At 64.1% G+C, this 19,013-nt stretch carries 15 protein-coding genes; 6 read left to right on the top strand and 9 right to left on the bottom strand.

Features of this window, described 5'->3' with window-relative positions:
* The first annotated feature begins 182 nt into the window (after positions 1–182).
* Entirely contained in the window at positions 183–1,070 is an 888-nt protein-coding gene (locus tag BRA1417_RS0106115; RefSeq protein WP_027515066.1) for an efflux RND transporter periplasmic adaptor subunit, read from the top strand.
* Between the two features lie 179 nt (positions 1,071–1,249).
* On the opposite strand, the gene BRA1417_RS0106110 is transcribed toward BRA1417_RS0106115, so the two are convergent.
* A complete protein-coding gene (locus BRA1417_RS0106110; protein WP_027515065.1) occupies positions 1,250–2,098 on the bottom strand; it encodes a caspase family protein in 849 nt (282 codons plus the stop codon).
* A gap of 428 nt (positions 2,099–2,526) precedes the next feature.
* On the opposite strand from BRA1417_RS0106110, the gene BRA1417_RS0106105 reads away from it, so the two are divergent.
* The 3 genes from BRA1417_RS0106105 (at position 2,527) to BRA1417_RS0106095 (ending at position 6,455) form a co-directional block, all read left to right on the top strand.
* Positions 2,527–4,254 carry a hypothetical protein gene (locus BRA1417_RS0106105; protein WP_027515064.1) on the top strand — a complete coding sequence of 576 codons (1,728 nt, stop codon included), beginning with the start codon at positions 2,527–2,529 and terminating at the stop codon, positions 4,252–4,254.
* Between the two features lie 165 nt (positions 4,255–4,419).
* Complete coding sequence (locus BRA1417_RS0106100; RefSeq protein ID WP_027515063.1) at positions 4,420–5,160, top strand: thermonuclease family protein; 741 nt, start codon at positions 4,420–4,422, stop codon at positions 5,158–5,160.
* 107 nt (positions 5,161–5,267) lie between these two features.
* Positions 5,268–6,455, top strand: a complete 1,188-nt coding sequence (locus BRA1417_RS0106095) for an alanine--glyoxylate aminotransferase family protein (protein ID WP_027515062.1) — start codon at positions 5,268–5,270, stop codon at positions 6,453–6,455.
* Between the two features lie 208 nt (positions 6,456–6,663).
* Here the strand turns inward: BRA1417_RS0106095 and BRA1417_RS0106090 are convergent, their stop codons facing one another.
* Positions 6,664–7,770 carry a hypothetical protein gene (locus tag BRA1417_RS0106090; protein WP_027515061.1) on the bottom strand — a complete coding sequence of 369 codons (1,107 nt, stop codon included), beginning with the start codon at positions 7,768–7,770 and terminating at the stop codon, positions 6,664–6,666.
* Entirely contained in the window at positions 7,770–9,206 is a 1,437-nt protein-coding gene (locus BRA1417_RS0106085) for an MBOAT family protein (RefSeq protein WP_027515060.1), read from the bottom strand. Before BRA1417_RS0106085 ends, BRA1417_RS0106090 begins: the two co-directional genes overlap by 1 nt.
* A 305-nt stretch (positions 9,207–9,511) precedes the next feature.
* Between BRA1417_RS0106085 and BRA1417_RS0106080 the strand changes: the two genes are divergently transcribed.
* Positions 9,512–11,617 (top strand): S9 family peptidase, encoded by a 2,106-nt coding sequence (locus BRA1417_RS0106080; RefSeq protein ID WP_027515059.1) that lies wholly within the window; start codon positions 9,512–9,514, stop codon positions 11,615–11,617.
* A gap of 203 nt (positions 11,618–11,820) precedes the next feature.
* Here BRA1417_RS0106080 and BRA1417_RS0106075 read toward each other — a convergent pair whose 3' ends face one another.
* The 6 genes from BRA1417_RS0106075 to BRA1417_RS0106050 all read right to left on the bottom strand — a co-directional run bounded on the left by BRA1417_RS0106075 (position 11,821) and on the right by BRA1417_RS0106050 (position 18,111).
* Positions 11,821–12,912 (bottom strand): SMP-30/gluconolactonase/LRE family protein, encoded by a 1,092-nt coding sequence (locus BRA1417_RS0106075; RefSeq protein ID WP_027515058.1) that lies wholly within the window; start codon positions 12,910–12,912, stop codon positions 11,821–11,823.
* Positions 12,913–12,995: 83 nt separating this feature from the next.
* Entirely contained in the window at positions 12,996–13,715 is a 720-nt protein-coding gene (locus BRA1417_RS0106070; RefSeq protein WP_027515057.1) for a ribonuclease activity regulator RraA, read from the bottom strand.
* A gap of 10 nt (positions 13,716–13,725) precedes the next feature.
* Positions 13,726–15,465, bottom strand: a complete 1,740-nt coding sequence (gene araD, locus BRA1417_RS0106065) for an L-arabinonate dehydratase (RefSeq protein WP_027515056.1) — start codon at positions 15,463–15,465, stop codon at positions 13,726–13,728.
* Positions 15,462–16,319 carry an ABC transporter permease gene (locus BRA1417_RS0106060; RefSeq protein WP_027515055.1) on the bottom strand — a complete coding sequence of 286 codons (858 nt, stop codon included), beginning with the start codon at positions 16,317–16,319 and terminating at the stop codon, positions 15,462–15,464. The genes araD and BRA1417_RS0106060 overlap by 4 nt, the downstream gene beginning before the upstream one ends.
* An 11-nt stretch (positions 16,320–16,330) precedes the next feature.
* Entirely contained in the window at positions 16,331–17,092 is a 762-nt protein-coding gene (locus tag BRA1417_RS0106055) for an ABC transporter ATP-binding protein (RefSeq protein WP_027515054.1), read from the bottom strand.
* Positions 17,092–18,111 carry an ABC transporter substrate-binding protein gene (locus BRA1417_RS0106050; RefSeq protein ID WP_027515053.1) on the bottom strand — a complete coding sequence of 340 codons (1,020 nt, stop codon included), beginning with the start codon at positions 18,109–18,111 and terminating at the stop codon, positions 17,092–17,094. Before BRA1417_RS0106050 ends, BRA1417_RS0106055 begins: the two co-directional genes overlap by 1 nt.
* A gap of 94 nt (positions 18,112–18,205) precedes the next feature.
* Between BRA1417_RS0106050 and BRA1417_RS0106045 the strand changes: the two genes are divergently transcribed.
* The gene (locus BRA1417_RS0106045; RefSeq protein WP_027515052.1) at positions 18,206–18,922 is read left to right on the top strand and encodes a GntR family transcriptional regulator; all 717 of its coding nucleotides are present in this window, start codon (positions 18,206–18,208) and stop codon (positions 18,920–18,922) included.
* The last annotated feature ends 91 nt before the right edge of the window (positions 18,923–19,013 follow it).

Here is a 19,013-nt window from a genome sequence, read left to right as displayed (position 1 = left end):
GCCGCCGGGGACGGTGGAAGACAGCGAACCTTGGCGCCGGTCCCGAAGACTAAATCAACGGGCGGCATCGCGCCGCCCGTGCTGCGGCGGCATTCCCATCCGGCCGGCCCTGATGTGCCATTGGCTCGCAGCGATCGCTTCTGCTAACGATGAGGCCGTCAAGGCCCCAACCGGAATGACCCATGCGTTCATTGCCTGCGCGTTCTGTTTCCAGACATCTCGTTGCGCTCGCCGGACTGCTGTTGCTGTCCGCACAGCCCGCTGCCGCCGCCGATGACGACGCGCCCAAGGGGCCGGCGGTCACGGTGCTGAAGGTCGCAAAATCCTGTTTCTCCGACATCGTCGAGGGCACCGGCACCATCCTTGCGCGCGAGGCAAGCTCGGTGCGGCCGGAGCGGCCCGGCCTGAAGGTGACGGAGGTGCTGGCGGAAGCCGGCGACACCACCACCGCCGGCCAGGTGCTGGCGCGGCTCGCACTGCCCGAGGGCGGCACGCTTCAGGTCACCGCCCCCGTCGCAGGCGTGATCGCAACGTCGACAGCGCAGATCGGTAATCTCGCCTCCGCCAAGGGCGAGGCGCTGTTCACGATCGTGGCGCGCAGCGAGTACGATCTCGTCGCCCTGGTCGCGACCAGCGATATGCGCAAGCTCGCGGTCAACCAGGTCGCGACGGTGCGCATCGCCGGCGCCGGCGACATCGACGGCAAGGTGCGCCGCATCGGCCCGACGGTCGAGCCGAACATCCAGCAGGGCATGGTCTATATCGGCATCTCCTCGCAGAAGCGGCTGTTGCTGAATGCGAGCGGCCGCGCGCTGATCAAGTCCGGGCAGAGCTGCAACGTCGCGGTGCCGCTGACATCGGTGCAGTATTCCTCCGCCGGCACCGTCGTGCAGGTGATCCGCCGCAACCGCGTCGAGACCAAGCGGGTCGAGGTCGGACTGATGTCGGGCGGCAATATCGAGATCCGCGACGGCCTCAACGAAGGCGATATCGTCGTCGCCCGCGCCGGCGCGCTTCTGCGCGAAGGCGATCCGGTGCGCACGGTGATGGCTACGGAAGCGGCAAAGTAATCGCCACGATCGTCATTGCGAGGAGCAAAGCGACGAAGCAATCCAGAATCTTTCAGCGGCAAGATTCTGGATTGCTTCGCTGCGCTCGCAATGACGGTGGAGAGGCAGATGTGCGCTGAGCACGTAGATCGTAGGGTGGATTACGCTTCGCTAATCCACCCTACCAGCGCTAGGAAAAACTAGCCGCCGGCTTCGCCGAAATGGACGTCCTCGAGCAGCGAGGAGGAGACGGTCGGGACCTGATCGCCTTCGCTGGCGCGGGAGATGGCAAGGCGGGTCTTGTTGAAGACGCTTTCGGCGCTGCCCTGCGCATTGAGGTTGTTGAGGAACTCGCTGACCAGCACGCTGTGCTCGCCCTTGCCGTCGTCGACGACCTTGCCGGGCGAAGCCGAGGAGAGGATCAGCGCATTGTCGGTCGCGCTGATCGGCGCGAGGCCGTGGCTGTAGGAGCGGAAGCGGCGCTCATAGGGATTGCGGCGGGAGGCGTCGACCACGACGAGCTTGGCCTTGGCGCCCTGCTCCTTCATCATGTCGAGCACGCCCTCGATGGAGACGCCGTGACGGCGGACATCGCTTTCCTTCCAGATCACGGCATCGACCGGCAGCATGTAGCTCTCGCGGCCGGCCTGCACGCCGTAGCCGCCGAAGAACAGCATGACGACGGTGTCGCGCTTGATCCGGGACTTCAGGCGATTGACGGCACGGACCATGTCGTCCTTGGTCGCGTCTTCCACCATGTCGACGTCAAAACCGTTCTTGCGCAGCGACGAGGACAGCGCGCGGGCGTCGTTGATCGACTGCGTCAGCGGCGCGCTGGCGTCGGGGTAATGTCCATTGCCGATGACGAGGGCAAGACGCGAGGCCTGGCCGATCGAGCCGGTGACCTGGTCGGTCGAAACGGCCTTGGCGGCATCGAGCGCCCGCATGTTGAGGGCAGCATGGGCGCCGATCACGAGCGAGACCGTGCCGATGAGGGCTGCGGCCACCGCGATCGTGCGTCGGGAAATGTCGAGCTGCGTTACATTCATCTCGCGTCATTCCTGTCAGTGCCAAAGACCAGCCAAGCACGCGCACACTGTTTGAGTAGCGCGATAGCGTCTTTGGGTTTGAGGGATTGGCCGGGGGTGTGCCCCCGAATTGCGCGCAATTTGCGGCGCCGCACCAAACAAACCCTTAACCGGATATCGCCTCCCCCGCAATAGATCGCCGAAAATTTGAGCTAAGTCTCTGAAGACATGAATTAATTTGGGCCGCCCAATGTGTGATTTTTTTGCGTCCCCGTAGCCTTCCGGAGGCTGATTATGCAGGCTTCGTGCCGGCTTTTTCTGTGACCGTCATCACATTTGTATTTCCTGCGAATCCGGGTAGCTTTTTCAACGACTTGCAGGGGGGGTGGCGCGCGGCTGGGAGCGTGCCGGCCGGCGCCCCCGGCCAAATTCCCGCGACCAGGTATTTCATGAGCTTTCAATATTTTGCGGGCGCCGCCTGCCGGGCGCTGACGGCGCGGAAGGACGGCCCCTCGCTTTACGACGTCTGCGATCCCGTACTGTCTGTTGCGGCCAGCGGCGATCCGCATCTGGCCAAGTTCTACAAGACCGCGCTCGGCAATCCCGCGTTGCGGGTGCTGCTGCGCCGGGCCGGACTGCCCGAGCTGCGCGACGAGGGGAAACTGGCCCGGCTGCGCCAGGCGCTGGTGCGCGCCCGCGACGAGGCCGAGCCCGATTGGGCGGCGGTCGGCCAGCCTGTCGCCGATCTCGTCGACAGCATCGCGCTGGACCATCCCAGGCCGCCGCCGGCCACGTTCACCGGCGCGATGCCGCAACAATCGCAGATCGACGGCGTGATCCGCGACTGCGCGCAGCATCTGCTGGGCTCGTACCGCAAAAATGGTTTTCTGCCGACCTACGCCGCGTTCAACCTGATCGGCGATCCCGATTTCCGCGGCCGCGAGCTGACCATGGCGCTCACGGGTCTCAACGCGCGCGGCTACAAGAACTCGTCGCTGCTGTTCAACCTCGCCCGTGTCTTCATCGCGCGATCACCGGCGCGCGCCGTCGTCAATCCGCCCTGGCGAGGGATTGCCGAACCGATGTGGGAGCCGGTGCAGATCCGCCACCGCTCGGCCTATTACGACGCGTTCTTCATCGAGGCGCTGTTGAGCTACGTCGAGACCGGGCTGGCCTCGCTCGCCGACAAGACGGCGGCGGAGCGCGCAATTGCCGACATGGTCGATTTCTGCGTCAACATCAGCCGCGAAGAGGTCGAGGGCATCGACGGCGCGCGGTTCAACGTCATCACCGCGCTCGCGCCGGCGCCGCATCCGCGCTTCTCGCGCTACTTCGCCCAGATCAAGCAGGACCTCGGTTTCGGCGTCTACGTGCCGGATTGCGACACCACGGCGTGCTCGGTCTCCGCGGCGATGCAAGCCGGCTGCACCGATCCGATCCTCGACCAGCCGCTGCTGGATTTCTACGCATGCTATCAGGTGCGCGCCGGCATCAACGAGCCGCGCGTGACCGTGCCGATCAACGACAATATCGACTACGAGGGCGGGGTTGCGACCTGGATCGACAACCTCAAGGGCGAGCGGCCCTATGGCAACGATCTCGATCCGACCCTCAATCTCGATATTCTCGAGGTCAGCTTCCGCAACCTCACCCGCTGGAAAGTATTGGAGACGCCGGCGCGGCTTGCCACCGTCCATCGCATCATCGGCTTCCAGAAGCGGCTGGCGGCGAGCGGCGCCTTCGCCAATCCGCGCTCGCACATCTACTATTTGCCGGAGCTCTACAGCGCCTATTTCGGCCGCTGCTACGCCGCCTTCCTGGCGCTGCCGCTGGCGGCGCAGGCGATCATCGATCCCGACGGCGATTTCGATTTCATCCGCCACCGCGTGCTCTCCTACGTCAAGGGCGAGCTGATGGCCGCCGAGATGAACGTGTTCGACGCAGCGCTCGCCCTGATGGCGCTTGGCCATCTCGGCGCCGACCCGCGCGCCTTTGCGCCGGCGCTGAACGTGATCGTCGCGAGCCTCGGCGAAGGCGGCCGCCGCGGCCCGTTCCGCGCCTATGAATGGAACAAGATGAAGACGCCGACGCGGATTTTGGTCGGCGGTCCGGAGGTCACGTCGGCGTTCGTGCTGATGGGGTTGGCGGTGGCCAAGCGGGCGATGGCGCGGGGATAGGTTTCGTAGGGCAGGTTAGCGAAGCGTAACCCACCATTTCTGCCGCCGTGGAGACGAAAGATGACAGTAAGTTGAAAGCCCAACTGGCAGGCATATGCTGGCAGGGCGGACAAAAGCCGACCACAATTGCGAGGTCTATCGCAATTTCATCACACGCGGACCGGCATGTTGCGAAAATTCCTGATTGCGCTGTCATTGCTTGGCTTCTCCTTGACCGGCTTGCCGTCGCCGGCTGAGGCTGCCGACATCACCGGCACCACAAAGGTTCGCGCCGGCGACGCCGTGATGATCGGCAACACGCGGATCAGGCTCGGCGGCATCGACGCGCCCGCGGTGGACCAGCTCTGCCTCAACAACAAGGGCGAGCGCTGGACCTGCGGCATCGCGGCCCGCGACGAGCTCGCCAAATACGCCGACGGCAAGAGCTGGGTCTGCCATGCCAGATCGATCGACCGGCGCGGCCGCACCGTGGCGCGCTGCGATGTCGGCGGCGAGGACATCCAGAAATGGCTGGTGCGCACAGGCTGGGCGCTGGCCTACACCCGCATGTCGCACGACTATGAGCCGGACGAGAAGGCCGCGCGGGAGGCCAAGGCCGGCATGTGGCAGGGCGCCTTCATCGCGCCCTGGGACTGGCGCGTGCGCAACAAGAAGACCATCATCCTCGGCGCCACCAAGCCGCCCGACGGTGCGCATGCGATCCTGCTCGCTTCGGCCTCGGGCCCGGTCGCGCCCTCGCCGGACTGCACCATCAAGGGCAACGTCAACTCCGCCGGCGAATGCATCTATCACCGGCCGACCAGCCGCTGGTATGCGCAGATCAAGATGAAGATCAGCAAGGGCACGCGCTGGTTCTGCTCGGTGGAGGAAGCCGAAGATGCGGGCTGCCGCGAGACTAAGAGATAACCCACGTCAGACCTGCGTTTTCCGGCCTTTTCTTGCACCGCAGCGCCGCGTAAAAGTGTGAATCAGCGACCCACCATCCTGTTCTCAGGCAACAAGGACCAACAGCAATGACCGTTCGCGCGGGCCGGGAATTTCTGGCCATCCCCGGGCCCACCAATATGCCCGACGAGGTGCTGCGGGCGATGCATCGTCCGGCGATCGACATCTACTCCAAACAGATGACCGATCTGACCGAGAGCCTGCTCAGTGACATCTCGAAACTGTTTGCCACCAAGGGCAAGTCCTACATCTACATCGCCAACGGACATGGCGCCTGGGAAGCGGCGCTGAGCAACGTGCTGTCGCGCGGCGACAAGGTGCTGGTGCTCGAAAGCGGACGGTTCGCGATCGGCTGGGGCAATGCCGCGTCCCTGATGGGTGCTGAGGTCGAGGTGCTCAAGGGCGACTGGCGCCGCGCGGTGCGGCCGCACGAGGTCGAGGAGCGCCTGCGCCGCGACAAGGAGCACACCATCAAGGCGGTCGTCGTCGTCCAGGTCGACACGGCGTCTGGCGTGCAGAACGACATCGAGGCGATCGGCAAGGCGATCAAGGCGAGCGGCCATCCGGCGCTGTACATGGTCGACACTGTCGCCTCGCTCGGCTGCATGCCGTTCGAGATGGACAAATGGGGCATCGACGTTGCGATGTCGGGCTCACAAAAAGGCTTGATGACGCCGCCCGGCCTCGGCTTCGTCGCGGCCAACGCGCGTGCGCTCGAGGTCCAGAAGACGGCCAATATGAGCACGCCCTATTGGAGCTGGAGCGAGCGCGAGGGCAGCGAGCACTATCGCAAATATGCCGGCACCGCGCCGGTCCATCTGCTGTTCGCGCTGCGCCAGGCGATCGACCTGCTGCACGAGGAAGGCCTGGAGAACGCCTTCCGCCGCCACAGCCTGCTCGGCGAAGCCGCACGCCGCGCGGTCGGCGCGTGGTCCGAAGGCCAGGTGCTCGGCTTCAACGTCGCGGAAGCCAGCGAACGCTCCAACACCGTGACCACGGTGACCATGAGCAACGGCCACGATCCGGCAATCCTGCAACGCTATTGCAAGGAGAAGTGCGGCGTGGTGCTCGGCACCGGCATCGGCGATCTCTCGGGACAAGCCTTCCGCATCGCCCATATGGGCCACGTCAACGCCCCGATGCTGCTCGGCACGTTGGGCGTGATCGAGGTCGGACTGAACGCGCTGAAGATCCCGCACGGCAAAGGCGGGCTCGAAGCGGCGGTCGCGTATCTCGGCGAAGAGGTGGCGGTGTAAGTCAGCCTGTGTAACCCGCTCCGCTGTCGTCCCGGCGAAGGCCGGGACCCATACCGCGTGATCCATCCGTGACGCACGGTGTCCGTACCGCGGAAAGAGCTTTAACTGCGAATCTTCGCCAAACTCCTCCCTGGGGTTATGGGTCCCGGCCTTCGCCGGGACGACAGCGGAGTTTGTGGTCACTCCGAGCCTCGCAGCCGCCCAAGCTTCACCGCGGCACGCGATACGCTTCAACCTGCGCCTTCAACTCGTCCAATGACGCAAGCGGCGCCTTCGGATCGACCCGATGTTCCCCGTGCGCCAGCCACGACAGCACCTTCGCATCGACGACCGGCGAATGGTGGATGACGTCGCCGTAATTGTCGAGGTTATGCGTCACGTCCTTGATCGCCCGGAAATCGTACAGGCGCACATTGGGAAGCTGCGTCAGGCGCTGCGCCATGACGGCGGTGAGATCGGTGACGATCTTCAGCGTCGCAGGCGACGCGTCGCGCATCGCGACGAATTGCAGGATCGAATAAGGCGGGAAGTAGATGTCGAAGGTCACGTCCGGATGGCGCGCGATCAGGTCGACGGCGTCACGCTCGAAATGCCGGACCATCGCGTCGTAACGATAGCCTTCGCCGAGAAAACGGCTGCGTACGGGATCGGTGATATAGGTGAAGGCCGCGAGCGTCCTTTTCGCATTGTAGGCGCGCGCGACGTCGATATCGCGCGGCAGCGCATAGATGTCGTCGACGTCGTCAAGCGCAAACTTGACGGGCAGAAAAGGCGCAGCCCGGGTCAGCGGCTGCCGCAGCGGCGGAACCGACCGCAGCAATGCGAACAGGGATTCCTTCGCCATTGCCGCGCTGAACAGGTAGGACGCGATGCCCTTTGCCGTCCCGCGATAGAGATCGGCGGAGAGATAAGGATCGGTCTCGATGTCGGCCGCATCGACAAAGATGAAATCGTCCATCGCCCAGATCACGCGCTTTGCGCCGCGGTCGATGGCCTGCTCGAGTACAAAGCCCTGCTGGCGCGAATTGGAGCCGGTCATCGCCAGCTTGAGCGAGTGCACGCCAAGCGCATGGTCGATGTCGCTCTGACGGAAATGGATCGCGAGCGAGGTGCCCATGAAGGCGGTGTCGAACGGCTGGCTGCGGATCAGCCCAGCATTCTGCACGCGCGTGTCCTCGGAATAGAACGGCGCGACGAGGCGCGAGGGCCGGAACAGTTGCAGGGGATCGATGACATAGGTGAGCGCAGCCGCGCCTAGCACGCACGCGATGCTCGCAAGGAGAAGACGCCCTGGATGTGTGAACGCGCCGCGCATCAGAACCGGAAATAGATAAATTCGCTGTGGCTCTGGATACCCAAAATCCCGAACGCAAGCACCAGCGACGCACCATAGAGGACCAGCGGCCGCATCCGTCCGGCCATCAGGCCGTCGCCGACCCTGCGATTGGCGTGGTCGTATCCCATGATTACTTGCGTGTTCGGCGCGAGCCAGACCAGCGCGGCATAAATTGCGACCATCACCGACGCCCCAATCTCCTCGCGCCCGAACACGATGTTCCCGGGATCGGCCATCGCATTCAGAATCCGCATGGCCCAATCGACCCGTTCGGCGCGGAAGAATACCCAGGCGATAACGACGGCGAGGAATGTCAGCACGGCCCCCGCGACGCGCGTTGGGCGCGCAAGCAACTTCGGAACATTCGGCACCAGCGCATTGAAAGCGTGATTGACGCAGAGATAGGCGCCATGCAGCGCGCCCCAAATGACAAAGGTCCAGGCCGCGCCATGCCAGAGCCCGCCGAGCAGCATCGTGATCAGCAGATTGACGTAACGGAGCACGCGGCCGCGCCTGTTGCCCCCGAGCGGGATGTAGAGATAGTCGCGCAGGAAGTGCGACAGCGTCATGTGCCAGCGCCGCCAGAACTCGACGATGCTAGTGGCCTTGTAGGGCGAGTTGAAATTGACCGGCAGGAAGATGCCGAACATCAGCGATATCCCGATCGCCATGTCGGAATAGCCGGAGAAGTCGAAATAGAGCTGGAAGGTGTAGGCGAGTGCACCGAGCCAGGCCTGGTCGAAGCTCGGCGCGCGCGCATCGAAGGCGAGCGCGACCAGCGGCTGGATGCCGTCGGCGAGGCACGTCTTCTTGAACAGGCCGATTGCGAAGATGATGAGGCCGCACAGAATCAGATGCGCATGCGGATGCTTCGTTTCCTCCCGTTCGAATTGCGGGATCATGTCCTTGTGATGAAGGATCGGTCCCGCGATCAGATGCGGAAAGTATGTCACGAATAGCGCATAGTGCGGCAACGCGTAGGCTGCGACCTGTCCGCGCCAGGCATCGACCAGGAACGCGATCTGGGTGAACGTGTAGAAGGAGATGCCGACCGGCAGCAGGATGTGGACTGCGAAATGCGTGCCGGCCAGTGCATTGATGTTCTCGGTGACGAAGCCGGCATATTTGAAGATGCCAAGCACGAGAAGGTCGCCGGCGACGCCGAGGGCAAGTGCGGCCTTTCGCTGCGACGGAGCAAGCTTCGCCACGATGAGGAGATGGCCTATGCCGTAGTTGAAGGCGATCGATATCAGCAACAGGGCCACGAACTGCCAGTTGCCGATGGCATAGAAGGTGAGCGAGGCCGCCGCCAGCCAGATCACCGGGGCCAGATTGCTGCGCCGCCCGAGCCAGAAATACCCCGCGAGCGCGGCCGGCAGGAACAGCAGGATGAACGGGTAGGAATTGAACAGCATCAGGCTGGACCGGCGGCGGGGATTAGGAAGCCTAAAGCATAGAAGGGACCGATCAACAACCCGGCGAATGGCGCAGTCGCGCTGGCAATTCATGAAATCGGGACGATATAAGGCGGTGCAGCTTCTCCCTCTCCCCGTTCTTACGGGGAGAGGGTCGGGGTGAGGGGCTCTCTCCGCGGATGAGATCTGTCGAGGGACCTGTATCCCCTCACCCGAATTCGATCTGCGATCGAATTCGACCTCTCCCCGCAAGCGGGGCGAGGTGAAGAAAGAGCGCTGCGCGAACGTGACATGATGAGGATCGAGTGACACAGGCCAAAACACCTTCCCAGCCCCCCGTCGCGCCGCGCCGGCCGCATTCCTTCACGCGGCACGGGATCACCGTGACCGACGACTATGCCTGGCTGAAGGACGAGAAATGGCAGGAGGTGCTGCGCGACCCCGCGGTGCTCGATCCCGACATCCGCAAATATCTCGACGCAGAAAATAGCTATACCGAGAGCCTGCTCGGCCATACCGCAGCCCTCCAGAAGACGCTGGTGCGCGAGATGCGGGGGCGGATCAAGGAGGACGATTCCAGCGTGCCGTCGCCGGATGGTCCCTTCGCCTATTTCCGCAAGTTCCGCGAAGGCGGCCAGCACGAGCTGTTCGGCCGCATGCCGCGCGATGGCGGCGAGGGCCACATCGTGCTCGACGGCGATGCGCTCGCCAAGGACCACACCTATTTCAAATTCGGCGGCAGCCGGCACTCGAACGACCACAGGCTGCAGGCCTGGAGCGCCGACACCAAGGGCTCGGAATATTTCTCCATCCGCGTGCGCGACTGGGCGATCGGAAAGGACCTCGACGATGTCGTCGAGGAGACCGACGGCGGCGTGGTCTGGAGCAGCGACGCGACATCGTTCTTCTATGTGAAGCTCGACGACAATCATCGCCCCATGCAGGTATGGCGGCACAAGCTCGGCACGAAGCAGGCCGACGACACGCTGGTCTACGAAGAGCAGGATTCCGGCTGGTTCACCCATCTGCACGAGAGCACCAGCGGCCGCTTCTGCGTGATCGCTGGCGGCGACCACGAAACCTCCGAGCAGCGGCTGATCGACCTCGCAAACCCCGAGGCACCGCCGCGCCTGGTCGCGGCACGCGAGGAAGGCGTGCAATATTCGCTCGCCGACCGTGGCGACGAACTGTTCATCCTCACCAACGCCGACGACGCCATCGACTTCAAGATCGTCACCGCGCCGCTCGCCTCACCCGAGCGCAAGAACTGGCGCGATCTGATCCCGTATCGCCCGAGCATCTACATCATCGACCTCGATCTCTATGCCGGCCATATGGTGCGGCTGGAGCGCGCCAATGCGTTGCCGTCGGTCGTGATCCGCGATCTCGCCTCGAACGAGGAGCACGCCATCGCGTTCGACGAGGCGGCCTATTCGCTGGATACGATGGGCTCCTACGAGTTCGAGACGACGAATTTGCGCTTTTCCTATTCGTCGATGACGACGCCGTCGGAAGTCTATGATTACGACATGGTCAAGCGCACGCGCACCCTGCGCAAGCGGCAGGAGATTCCATCCGGCCACAATGCGGCCGATTACGTCACCACGCGGATCATGGCGAAGGCACATGACGGCGCCGAGGTGCCGGTCTCGATCCTGCATCGCCGCGGGCTCACGCTCGATGGCGCAGCGCCGCTGCTGCTCTACGGCTACGGCTCCTACGGCATGGCGATGCCGGCTTCGTTCAGCGCCAACCGGCTGTCGCTGGTCGATCGCGGCTTCGTCTACGCCATCGCCCATATCCGCGGCGGCGCCGACAAGGGCTGGGGCTGGTATCTCGACGGCAAGCGCGAGAAGAAGACGAACTCGTTCGACGATTTCTCAGCCAGCGCCCGCGCACTGATAGATACGAAGTACACCAGCGCAAAGCGCATCGTCGGCCATGGCGGCTCGGCCGGCGGCATGCTGATGGGCGCGGTGGCGAACCGCGCCGGCGAATTGTTCGCCGGCATCGTCGCCGAAGTGCCGTTCGTCGACGTGCTCAACACCATGCTCGACGACACCCTGCCGCTGACCCCGCCGGAATGGCCGGAATGGGGCAACCCGATCGAGAGCGAGAAGGATTTCCGCACCATCCTGTCCTATTCGCCCTACGACAATGTCGCGGCGAAGGACTATCCGGCGATCCTGGCGATGGGCGGCTTGACCGATCCGCGGGTCACCTATTGGGAGCCCGCCAAATGGATCGCGCGCCTGCGCGCGACGATGAGCGGCGGCGGCCCGGTCCTGCTCCGCACCAACATGGGAGCCGGCCATGGCGGCGCCTCGGGACGCTTCAACCGGCTGGATGAAGTCGCGATCGTCTATGCGTTCGCGCTGTGGGCAGCGGGGATGGCGGAGGCCGGGGTGTAGGCGCTCATATGCCTCCCCATCGTCGTCCTGGCGAAAGCCAGGACCCATACCGCGTGATCTATCCGATAGAGATCGGTGTCAGTACCGCGCGAAAACACGACGACTCCGAGTCTTCGCCAAACTCCTCCCTGGGGTAATGGGTCCTGGCATTCGCCAGGACGACGACGGAGATTGTGGGACGAGTTACCGTCCCACAATCTCCCTCACACCGCCCCGTGCGCTTCCACATACAGCGCATACACCGAGTGGCTGCTGGCCATATACAAGCGATTGTTCTTCGGGCCGCCGAAGCAGAGATTGGCGCAGCGTTCGGGCAGCTTGATGAAGGCGAGCGGCTTGCCCTCGGGGCTGAACACCATGACGCCGTCGAGATCTTCCGACTTGCCCTTGAGCTGATACACCTTGCGGCCGGCGATTTCGGTCGGCTCGGATTGCAGCGCACCGTTGGAGCCCCAGCCGCACCAGAGATTGCCGTCGCGGTCGACGCGAAAGCCGTCCAGCGAGGCCTGGTCGGCGGCGTCGATCAGCTTGGTCTTGCCGCTGAGCGAACCGTCGTCACCGACATTGTAGCTCCAGATGCTGCGGTTGGGCGTCCCCTTCCATTCGACGACGTAGAGCTTCTTCTCGTCCGGCGAGAAGGCGAGGCCGTTCGGATTGAAGAGGTCGGTCAGCACAGCGGTGAGCTTGCCGTCCTTGGCGATGCGGTAGACGTTGGTGGTGGCCTGCTCGGCCTTCTCCTTTTTGCCCTCCCACTCGCCGTTGATGCCGAACAGCGGGTCGGTGAACCAGATGCTGTCGTCGGATTTCACCACGATGTCGTTCGGCGAATTCAGCCGCTTGCCCTCGAACTTGTCGGCGAGCACGGTGATCTTGCCGTCCTTCTCGGTGCGGGTGATGCGACGGGTGACCGAGTGCTCGCAGCTAACGAGGCGGCCCTGGCGGTCGCGCGCATTGCCGTTGGCGTAGTTGGCGTTGGCACGGAACACGCTGGTCTGCCCGGTCTTCTCGTCGAACTTCATGATCCGGTTGTTGGGAATGTCCGAGAACAGCAGGTAGCCGCCTTCCGGGAAATAGGCGGGGCCTTCGGCCCAGCGCATGCCGGTTGCGACCTGCTCAAGCGTCGAGGAATAGAGTCGGTATTTTCCAAAACCGGGATCGAGGATCTGGATGGCGGGATCGGGATAGCGCTGGTTCGGCGTGAACGGAAACGACTGGGCACCGGCGACGCGGGCGAGACACGTGGAAGCCGCCGCCGCGCCAGCGCCAGCCAAGAGATTGCGTCGTGTGAAATTCATGGAATCCTCCCCGGGTGATTTAAGGCCGGCGCTTGCTGCGGCCGGCCTGTTTTCTTGGTAAGATTTGCTGCCGGCGCGCGGGCTTAGCGGCCGTTCGCCTTCCGCCATGCGGCGAAGTCGGTGAGCGTCTGCGGGTCCGTCGCCGGATAGAGACCGAAGATGCCGCGGCCCTTGTTGACTTCCTCGGTGACGAAGTCCTCGAACGCGGTCATCTCGAAGGTCTCGTTGGCGATCTCCTCGGCGAGATGCGCGGGAATTACGATCACGCCGTCGCTGTCGCCGAGAATGACGTCGCCGGGAAACACCGGCGCATCACCGCAGCCAATGGGAACGTTGATCTCGATGGCGTGATGCAGCGTCAGATTGGTCGGCGCGCTCGGGCGGTGGTGGTAGGCGGGGATACCCAGCTTGGCGATCTCGGCCGAGTCGCGAAAACCGCCGTCGGTGACGACCCCGGCGACGCCCCGCTTCATCAAGCGCGTGACCAGGATCGCACCGGCGGAAGCGGCCCGTGCGTCCTTGCGGCTGTCCATCACCAGCACGCTGCCTGGCGGGCAATCCTCGACTGCCTTGCGCTGCGGATGGGAACGGTCCTTGAAGACCTCGATGGTGTTGAGATCCTCGCGCGCCGGCATGTAACGCAGCGTGAAGGCCTCGCCGACCATGGTCGGCTGGTTGGCACTGAGCGGGTGCACATCCTGGATCATCTGGATGCGCAGGCCGCGCTTGAACAACGCGGTTGCGACGGTGGCGGTGGAGACGGATTTGAGCTTGGTGCGGGTGGCTTCGGTGAGTTTGGTCATGTCACGCTCTCTAGTAAATCGAGGGCTCGCCGATCGGCGCGCCGAAATCGGTCTCGAGGAAGTCGAAGTCGCAGCCGTCATTGGCCTGCTTGATGTGCTTGGTGAACATCCAGCCATAGCCACGCTCGAAGCGGCGCTCGGGCTGCTTCCAGGCGCCACGGCGCTTGTCGAGCTCCGCCTCCGACACATCGAGATTGATGGTGCGGGCGGCGACATCGAGCGTGATGCGGTCGCCGTTCCGCACCAGCGCCAGCGGCCCGCCGACATAGGATTCGGGGGCGACGTGCAGAATGCAGGCGCCGTAGCTGGTGCCGCTCATGCGCGCATCGGAGATCCGCACCATATCGCGGACGCCCTGCTTCACGAGCTTGGTCGGGATCGGCAGCATGCCCCATTCCGGCATGCCCGGTCCGCCCTGCGGCCCCGCATTGCGCAAGATGAGAATGTGGTCTTCGGTGACGTCGAGATCGGGATCATCGACCGCCTTCTTCATCGACGGATAATCGTCGAACACCAGCGCAGGCCCGGTATGCTTGAGGAAGCGCGGCGCGCAGGCGGAGGGTTTTATGACGCAGCCGTCGGGCGCGAGATTGCCCTTGAGCACGGCGAGCGCGCCTTCCTTGTAGATGGGATTGTGGATCGAGCGGATCACGTCGTCGTTGTGAACCTCGGCGCCATCGATGTTCTCGCCCACGGTCTTGCCGGTGACGGTGATGCAGTCGAGATGCAGATGCGGCTTGATCTGACTCATCAGCGCCGGCAGCCCGCCGGCATAGAAGAAATCCTCCATCAGGTAGGCATCCCCGCTCGGCCGCACGTTGGCGATGACGGGCACCTTGCGGCTCGCAATCTCGAAATCGTCGAGGCCAACGTCGAGGCCGGCGCGGCGGGCCTGCGCGATCAGATGGATGATCGCGTTGGTCGAGCAGCCCATCGCCATCGCCACTGCGATCGCGTTCTCGAACGCCTTGCGGGTCTGGATCGCCTTCGGCGTCAGATCTTCCCAGACCATCTCGACGATGCGGCGGCCGCATTCGGAGGCCATGCGGATGTGGTTAGCGTCTGCCGCGGGAATCGAGGAGGCGCCCGGCAGCGTCATGCCGATCGCCTCCGCGATCGCGGTCATGGTGGAAGCCGTACCCATGGTCATGCAGGTGCCGTAGCTGCGCGCAATGCCGGCTTCGATGTCGAGCCAGTCCTTGTCGGAGATTTTTCCGGCGCGGCGCTCGTCCCAGTATTTCCAGCCGTCCGAGCCCGAGCCGAGCGTCTTGCCCTTCCAATTGCCGCGCAGCATCGGGCCTGCCGGCAGATAGATCGCCGGAATGTTCATCGAGGTCGCGCCCAGCAGCAGCGCCGGCGTGGTCTTGTCGCAACCGCCCATCAGCACCACGCCGTCGACGGGATGGCTGCGCAGCAGCTCCTCGGCGTCCATCGCCAGCAGATTGCGATAGAGCATCGTGGTCGGCTTGAGCAGCGATTCCGACAGCGACAGCGCCGGCAGCTCCAGCGGCAGACCGCCGGCCATCAGGATGCCGCGCTTGACGTCGTCGACGCGCGACTTGAAGTGCATGTGGCAGGGCTGCGCGTCCGACCAGGTGTTGAGGATCGCGATCATCGGGCGGTCCTTCCACTCCTCCGGCGCGTAGCCCATCTGCATGGTGCGGGAGCGGTGGCCGAACGAGCGGAGATCGTCGGGTGCGAACCAGCGCGCGCTGCGGAGCTGGTCGGGCGTTAGTTTCTTCTTGGTCATGATTGGGTGCCCCATTTCTGCACGGTGTTCCGCTCGATGGCGCGGAAGATCAGGTTCTCGACAAAAAGCCCGATGATGATCACCGTCAAGAGGCCGGCGAAGACCGCAGGTATGTCGAGCAGGTTGCGGTTTTCGAAGATGAACCAGCCGAGCCCACCCTGCCCGGACGAAACGCCAAACACCAGCTCGGCGGCGATCAGCGTGCGCCAAGCGAAGGCCCAACCGATCTTGAGGCCGGTCAGGATCGAGCCGAACGCGGCGGGGATGAGGATTTTCGCTACGTACGGCAATCCCCGCAGGCCGTAATTGCGGCCGACCATGCGCAGCGTGTTTGACACGCTCTTGAAGCCGGAATGGGTGTTGAGCGCGACCGGCCACAGCACCGAGTGGATCAGCACAAACACCAGACTGCCGTTACCGAGACCGAACCAGATCAAAGCGAGCGGCAACAGCGCGATCGCCGGCAGCGGATTGAACATCGCCGTGACAGTCTCGAGGAAATCGGTGCCGATGCGGGTCGAGATCGCGAGCACGGTGAAGATCGCGGCGAGCGCAATGCCGGCCGAATAGCCCATGAACAGCACTTTTAGCGAAGCCCAGGCACGCATGGGAATCGTGCCGTCCTTGACGCGATCGTAGAGCGTGAGGATCGTGTCGTGCAGCGTCGGAAACAGCAGGGGATTGTCGAGGGTGAGACCGTAGGCCTCCCAGACCGCCGCAAGGAACAGGATGATGACGGTCTTGCGGACGAACCCATCGTTCCACAACAGCTCGAGCACGCTCAGCTTGCGCTCGACTTCGGCTGCGCTGCCGGCGACCGGCGCCTCACGTAGCAGGATTCTGGCTTCGCCCATGTAAGGCTCCCTCAATGCGCCGTTGCTTCGGCGGCGAACAGGAGATTGTGAATCTCCTTCTCCAGCCGGCCGGCACTGCCATCGTCACTGGAGACCTTGTCGACGTCGACCACCTCGGCCTTGACGCGACCGGGATGCGGCGACAGCAGCAGGATGCGATTGCCGATGCGGATCGCTTCCGCAATCGAGTGGGTCACGAACAGCACGGTGAATTTGGTCTCGCTCCAGAGCTGGAGCAGCTCGTCCTGGCAGGTCCGGCGCGTCAGCGCGTCGAGCGCGGCGAACGGCTCGTCCATCAGCAGGATGTCCGGCTCCATCGCCATGCCGCGCGCGATCGCGACGCGCTGCTTCATGCCGCCGGAGAGCGTGTGCGGATAGGCATCGACGACGCGGGTGAGGCCGACCTTCTCGATATAGGCCCGCGCCCGCGCTTCGGCGTCCTTGCGCGACAATTTTCGGGCGGTCAGCAGCGGAAACATCACGTTGGCCAGCACGCTCTTCCAGGGCAGCAGCTGGTCGAACTCCTGGAAGATCATCATGCGATCGGCGCCGGGACCGTGGATCTCGCGGTCGTTGATGGTCATGCGGCCCTCGCTCGGCGCCATGTAGCCGCCGACGGCCTTGAGCAGGGTCGACTTGCCGCAGCCGGACGGCCCGAGCAGCACGAAGCGATCGGACCTGTCGACGGTGAAGCTGACCCTTTCCGTGGCGGTGACGACGGCGCTGGAGGTCTTGTAACGCAGCGTCACGGAGCTGACGTCGAGCAGCGCCATCAGTTGCCCTTCAGGTCGTGGGCGACGGGGAGATAGTAATCGGTCCAGGCCTTGGGCTGGGTCTTCAGCGTTCCGGTCTTGAACAGATGGGCGGCGAATTTCATCGTGCCCTGCGGTTCGAGATTCCACTCCATCATGCCGGGCTCCTTGAGCAGGTCGAGCAGCTCTTCCACCGCGGTCTTGTCGCCGGTGATCTCCTTGTAGATCTCGACCGCCTGTCTGGTATCGCTGCGGATCAGATCCTGCGCTTCCTTGGTCGCATCGCGCACGGCCTGGATGATTTTCGGGTTGGCGTCGGCGAACTTCGTGGTGGTGAAGAACTGCGCCTGGCTGAGCGGGCCGCCCATCACGTCAGGCGACGACAGCACGACATGCGCGCCCGGCACGTTCTTCAGCTCGAGGAAGGTGAACGGCGGGATCGAGAAATGGGTGTGCACCTCGTGCTTGGAATTGGACAGCGCCGCATAGGCGTCGGGATGGCCGAGCTGCACCGTGTTGACGTCCAGCTTCGACCATTGGTCGGCACCAAAGGCCTCCGCGGCGGCGATCTGGAGCACGATCGCCTGGGTCGAAACTCTCACCGTCGGCACGGCGATCTTGTCGCTGGGGCCGAAATCCCTGATCGACTTGATGTTGGCGTCGCGGCTGATCAGCGTCATCGGCTGCGCCGAGGTCGCGACGATGCCCTTGACGCCGCCGCGGGTGCGGTCCCACAGCAGCAGCAAATTGCCGGTGCCGGTGTTGAGGATGTCGACGCCGCCCGCGAGCAGCGCATCGGTCTGCGCACCGCCGCCGGAGAAGGTGACCCATTTGGTGGTGACACCGGCGACCCCGAGCTGAGCTGCGTGTTTTTCGATCAGCTTGCGCTTTTCCATGATGTGGCTCGGCATGTAGAAAATGCCGGGCTGGCGCGACAGCGAGATCTCGGATTTTTGCTGCGCCTTCGCGGGCGACACCGCCAGCGCCGTGGCGACGATCAGGGCGACGGCCGTGAGGCCACACTGCAATTGCTTGATCATTGTTGTTCGTTTCCTCCGGCCGCCATTGACGAGCGATCTCGCTGATGCACTAATGCATTAGTGTATCGAAGGCAAGGCCGGCCGGAGCCCTCGCATGGAAACAGCCCAACCCGCGCCCCGCGCGGCTGCCCGCCCCGGCGCGCGGCTCGACCGGGCCCGGCAGGCCGCACCGCAAGTGTTCGAGCGGCTGCGCAACGCCATTCTCGCGCTCGAACTGCCGCCGGGCTCGCCGCTGTCGCGCACGGATCTCGCCGCACAATTCGGCGTCAGCTCGACGCCGATCCGCGACGCCTTGATGCGGCTGGAGGAAGAAGGGCTGGTCGACGTGTTTCCGCAGCACGCCACCGTCGTCAGCCGGGTCGACGTCGGTCGGGCCGAGCAGGCCCATTTCCTGCGCCAGGCACTGGAACTCGAAATCGTCCGGCTGCTCGCGGAGCAACATGACGACGCTTTGGTCATACGCCTCGACCATACGATCGCGCTGCAGCAGCAATTCGCCAAGGCCGGAGACTTCGAGAGCTTCATCGCCGGCGACAATGATTTTCACGCGCAGCTTTATGCCGCGGCCGGCAAGCAGGAACTCTGGACGCTGGTGCGCAGCCGCAGCGGACATATCGACCGGCTGCGTCGGCTGCATCTGCCCTCACCCGGCAAGGCCCAGAACATTGTGCGCCACCACAAGCTGATCACGCGCGCGATAGAAGCCGGCGACGCCGATGCTGCGCAACAGCATCTGCGCAAGCATCTGTCGGGCACGCTGAGCGAGCTCGATACGATCCGGAGCCACTATCCGGAATATTTGACCGACTAAGCCTATGGCGCGCGGTCGTCGCGAGCACTTGTGCACGTCACCGTGCATAAGTTGACGCAGCCGATTCGCCTTTCGCGAGCAATCGTCAGAT

The organism is Bradyrhizobium sp. WSM1417, assembly GCF_000515415.1.
Taxonomy (GTDB): domain Bacteria; phylum Pseudomonadota; class Alphaproteobacteria; order Rhizobiales; family Xanthobacteraceae; genus Bradyrhizobium.
The sequence above is the reverse complement of the archived record's forward strand: the minus strand, read 5'-3'. Positions and strand labels throughout refer to the sequence as shown.

Coding starts and splice junctions, on each gene's coding strand:
- BRA1417_RS0106115 (WP_027515066.1), top strand. CDS start 183: ATGCGTTCATTGCCTGCGCGTTCTGTTTCCAGACATCTCGTTGCGCTC.
- BRA1417_RS0106110 (WP_027515065.1), bottom strand. CDS start 2,098: ATGAATGTAACGCAGCTCGACATTTCCCGACGCACGATCGCGGTGGCC.
- BRA1417_RS0106105 (WP_027515064.1), top strand. CDS start 2,527: ATGAGCTTTCAATATTTTGCGGGCGCCGCCTGCCGGGCGCTGACGGCG.
- BRA1417_RS0106100 (WP_027515063.1), top strand. CDS start 4,420: ATGTTGCGAAAATTCCTGATTGCGCTGTCATTGCTTGGCTTCTCCTTG.
- BRA1417_RS0106095 (WP_027515062.1), top strand. CDS start 5,268: ATGACCGTTCGCGCGGGCCGGGAATTTCTGGCCATCCCCGGGCCCACC.
- BRA1417_RS0106090 (WP_027515061.1), bottom strand. CDS start 7,770: ATGCGCGGCGCGTTCACACATCCAGGGCGTCTTCTCCTTGCGAGCATC.
- BRA1417_RS0106085 (WP_027515060.1), bottom strand. CDS start 9,206: ATGCTGTTCAATTCCTACCCGTTCATCCTGCTGTTCCTGCCGGCCGCG.
- BRA1417_RS0106075 (WP_027515058.1), bottom strand. CDS start 12,912: ATGAATTTCACACGACGCAATCTCTTGGCTGGCGCTGGCGCGGCGGCG.
- BRA1417_RS0106070 (WP_027515057.1), bottom strand. CDS start 13,715: ATGACCAAACTCACCGAAGCCACCCGCACCAAGCTCAAATCCGTCTCC.
- araD (WP_027515056.1), bottom strand. CDS start 15,465: ATGACCAAGAAGAAACTAACGCCCGACCAGCTCCGCAGCGCGCGCTGG.
- BRA1417_RS0106060 (WP_027515055.1), bottom strand. CDS start 16,319: ATGGGCGAAGCCAGAATCCTGCTACGTGAGGCGCCGGTCGCCGGCAGC.
- BRA1417_RS0106055 (WP_027515054.1), bottom strand. CDS start 17,092: ATGGCGCTGCTCGACGTCAGCTCCGTGACGCTGCGTTACAAGACCTCC.
- BRA1417_RS0106050 (WP_027515053.1), bottom strand. CDS start 18,111: ATGATCAAGCAATTGCAGTGTGGCCTCACGGCCGTCGCCCTGATCGTC.
- BRA1417_RS0106045 (WP_027515052.1), top strand. CDS start 18,206: ATGGAAACAGCCCAACCCGCGCCCCGCGCGGCTGCCCGCCCCGGCGCG.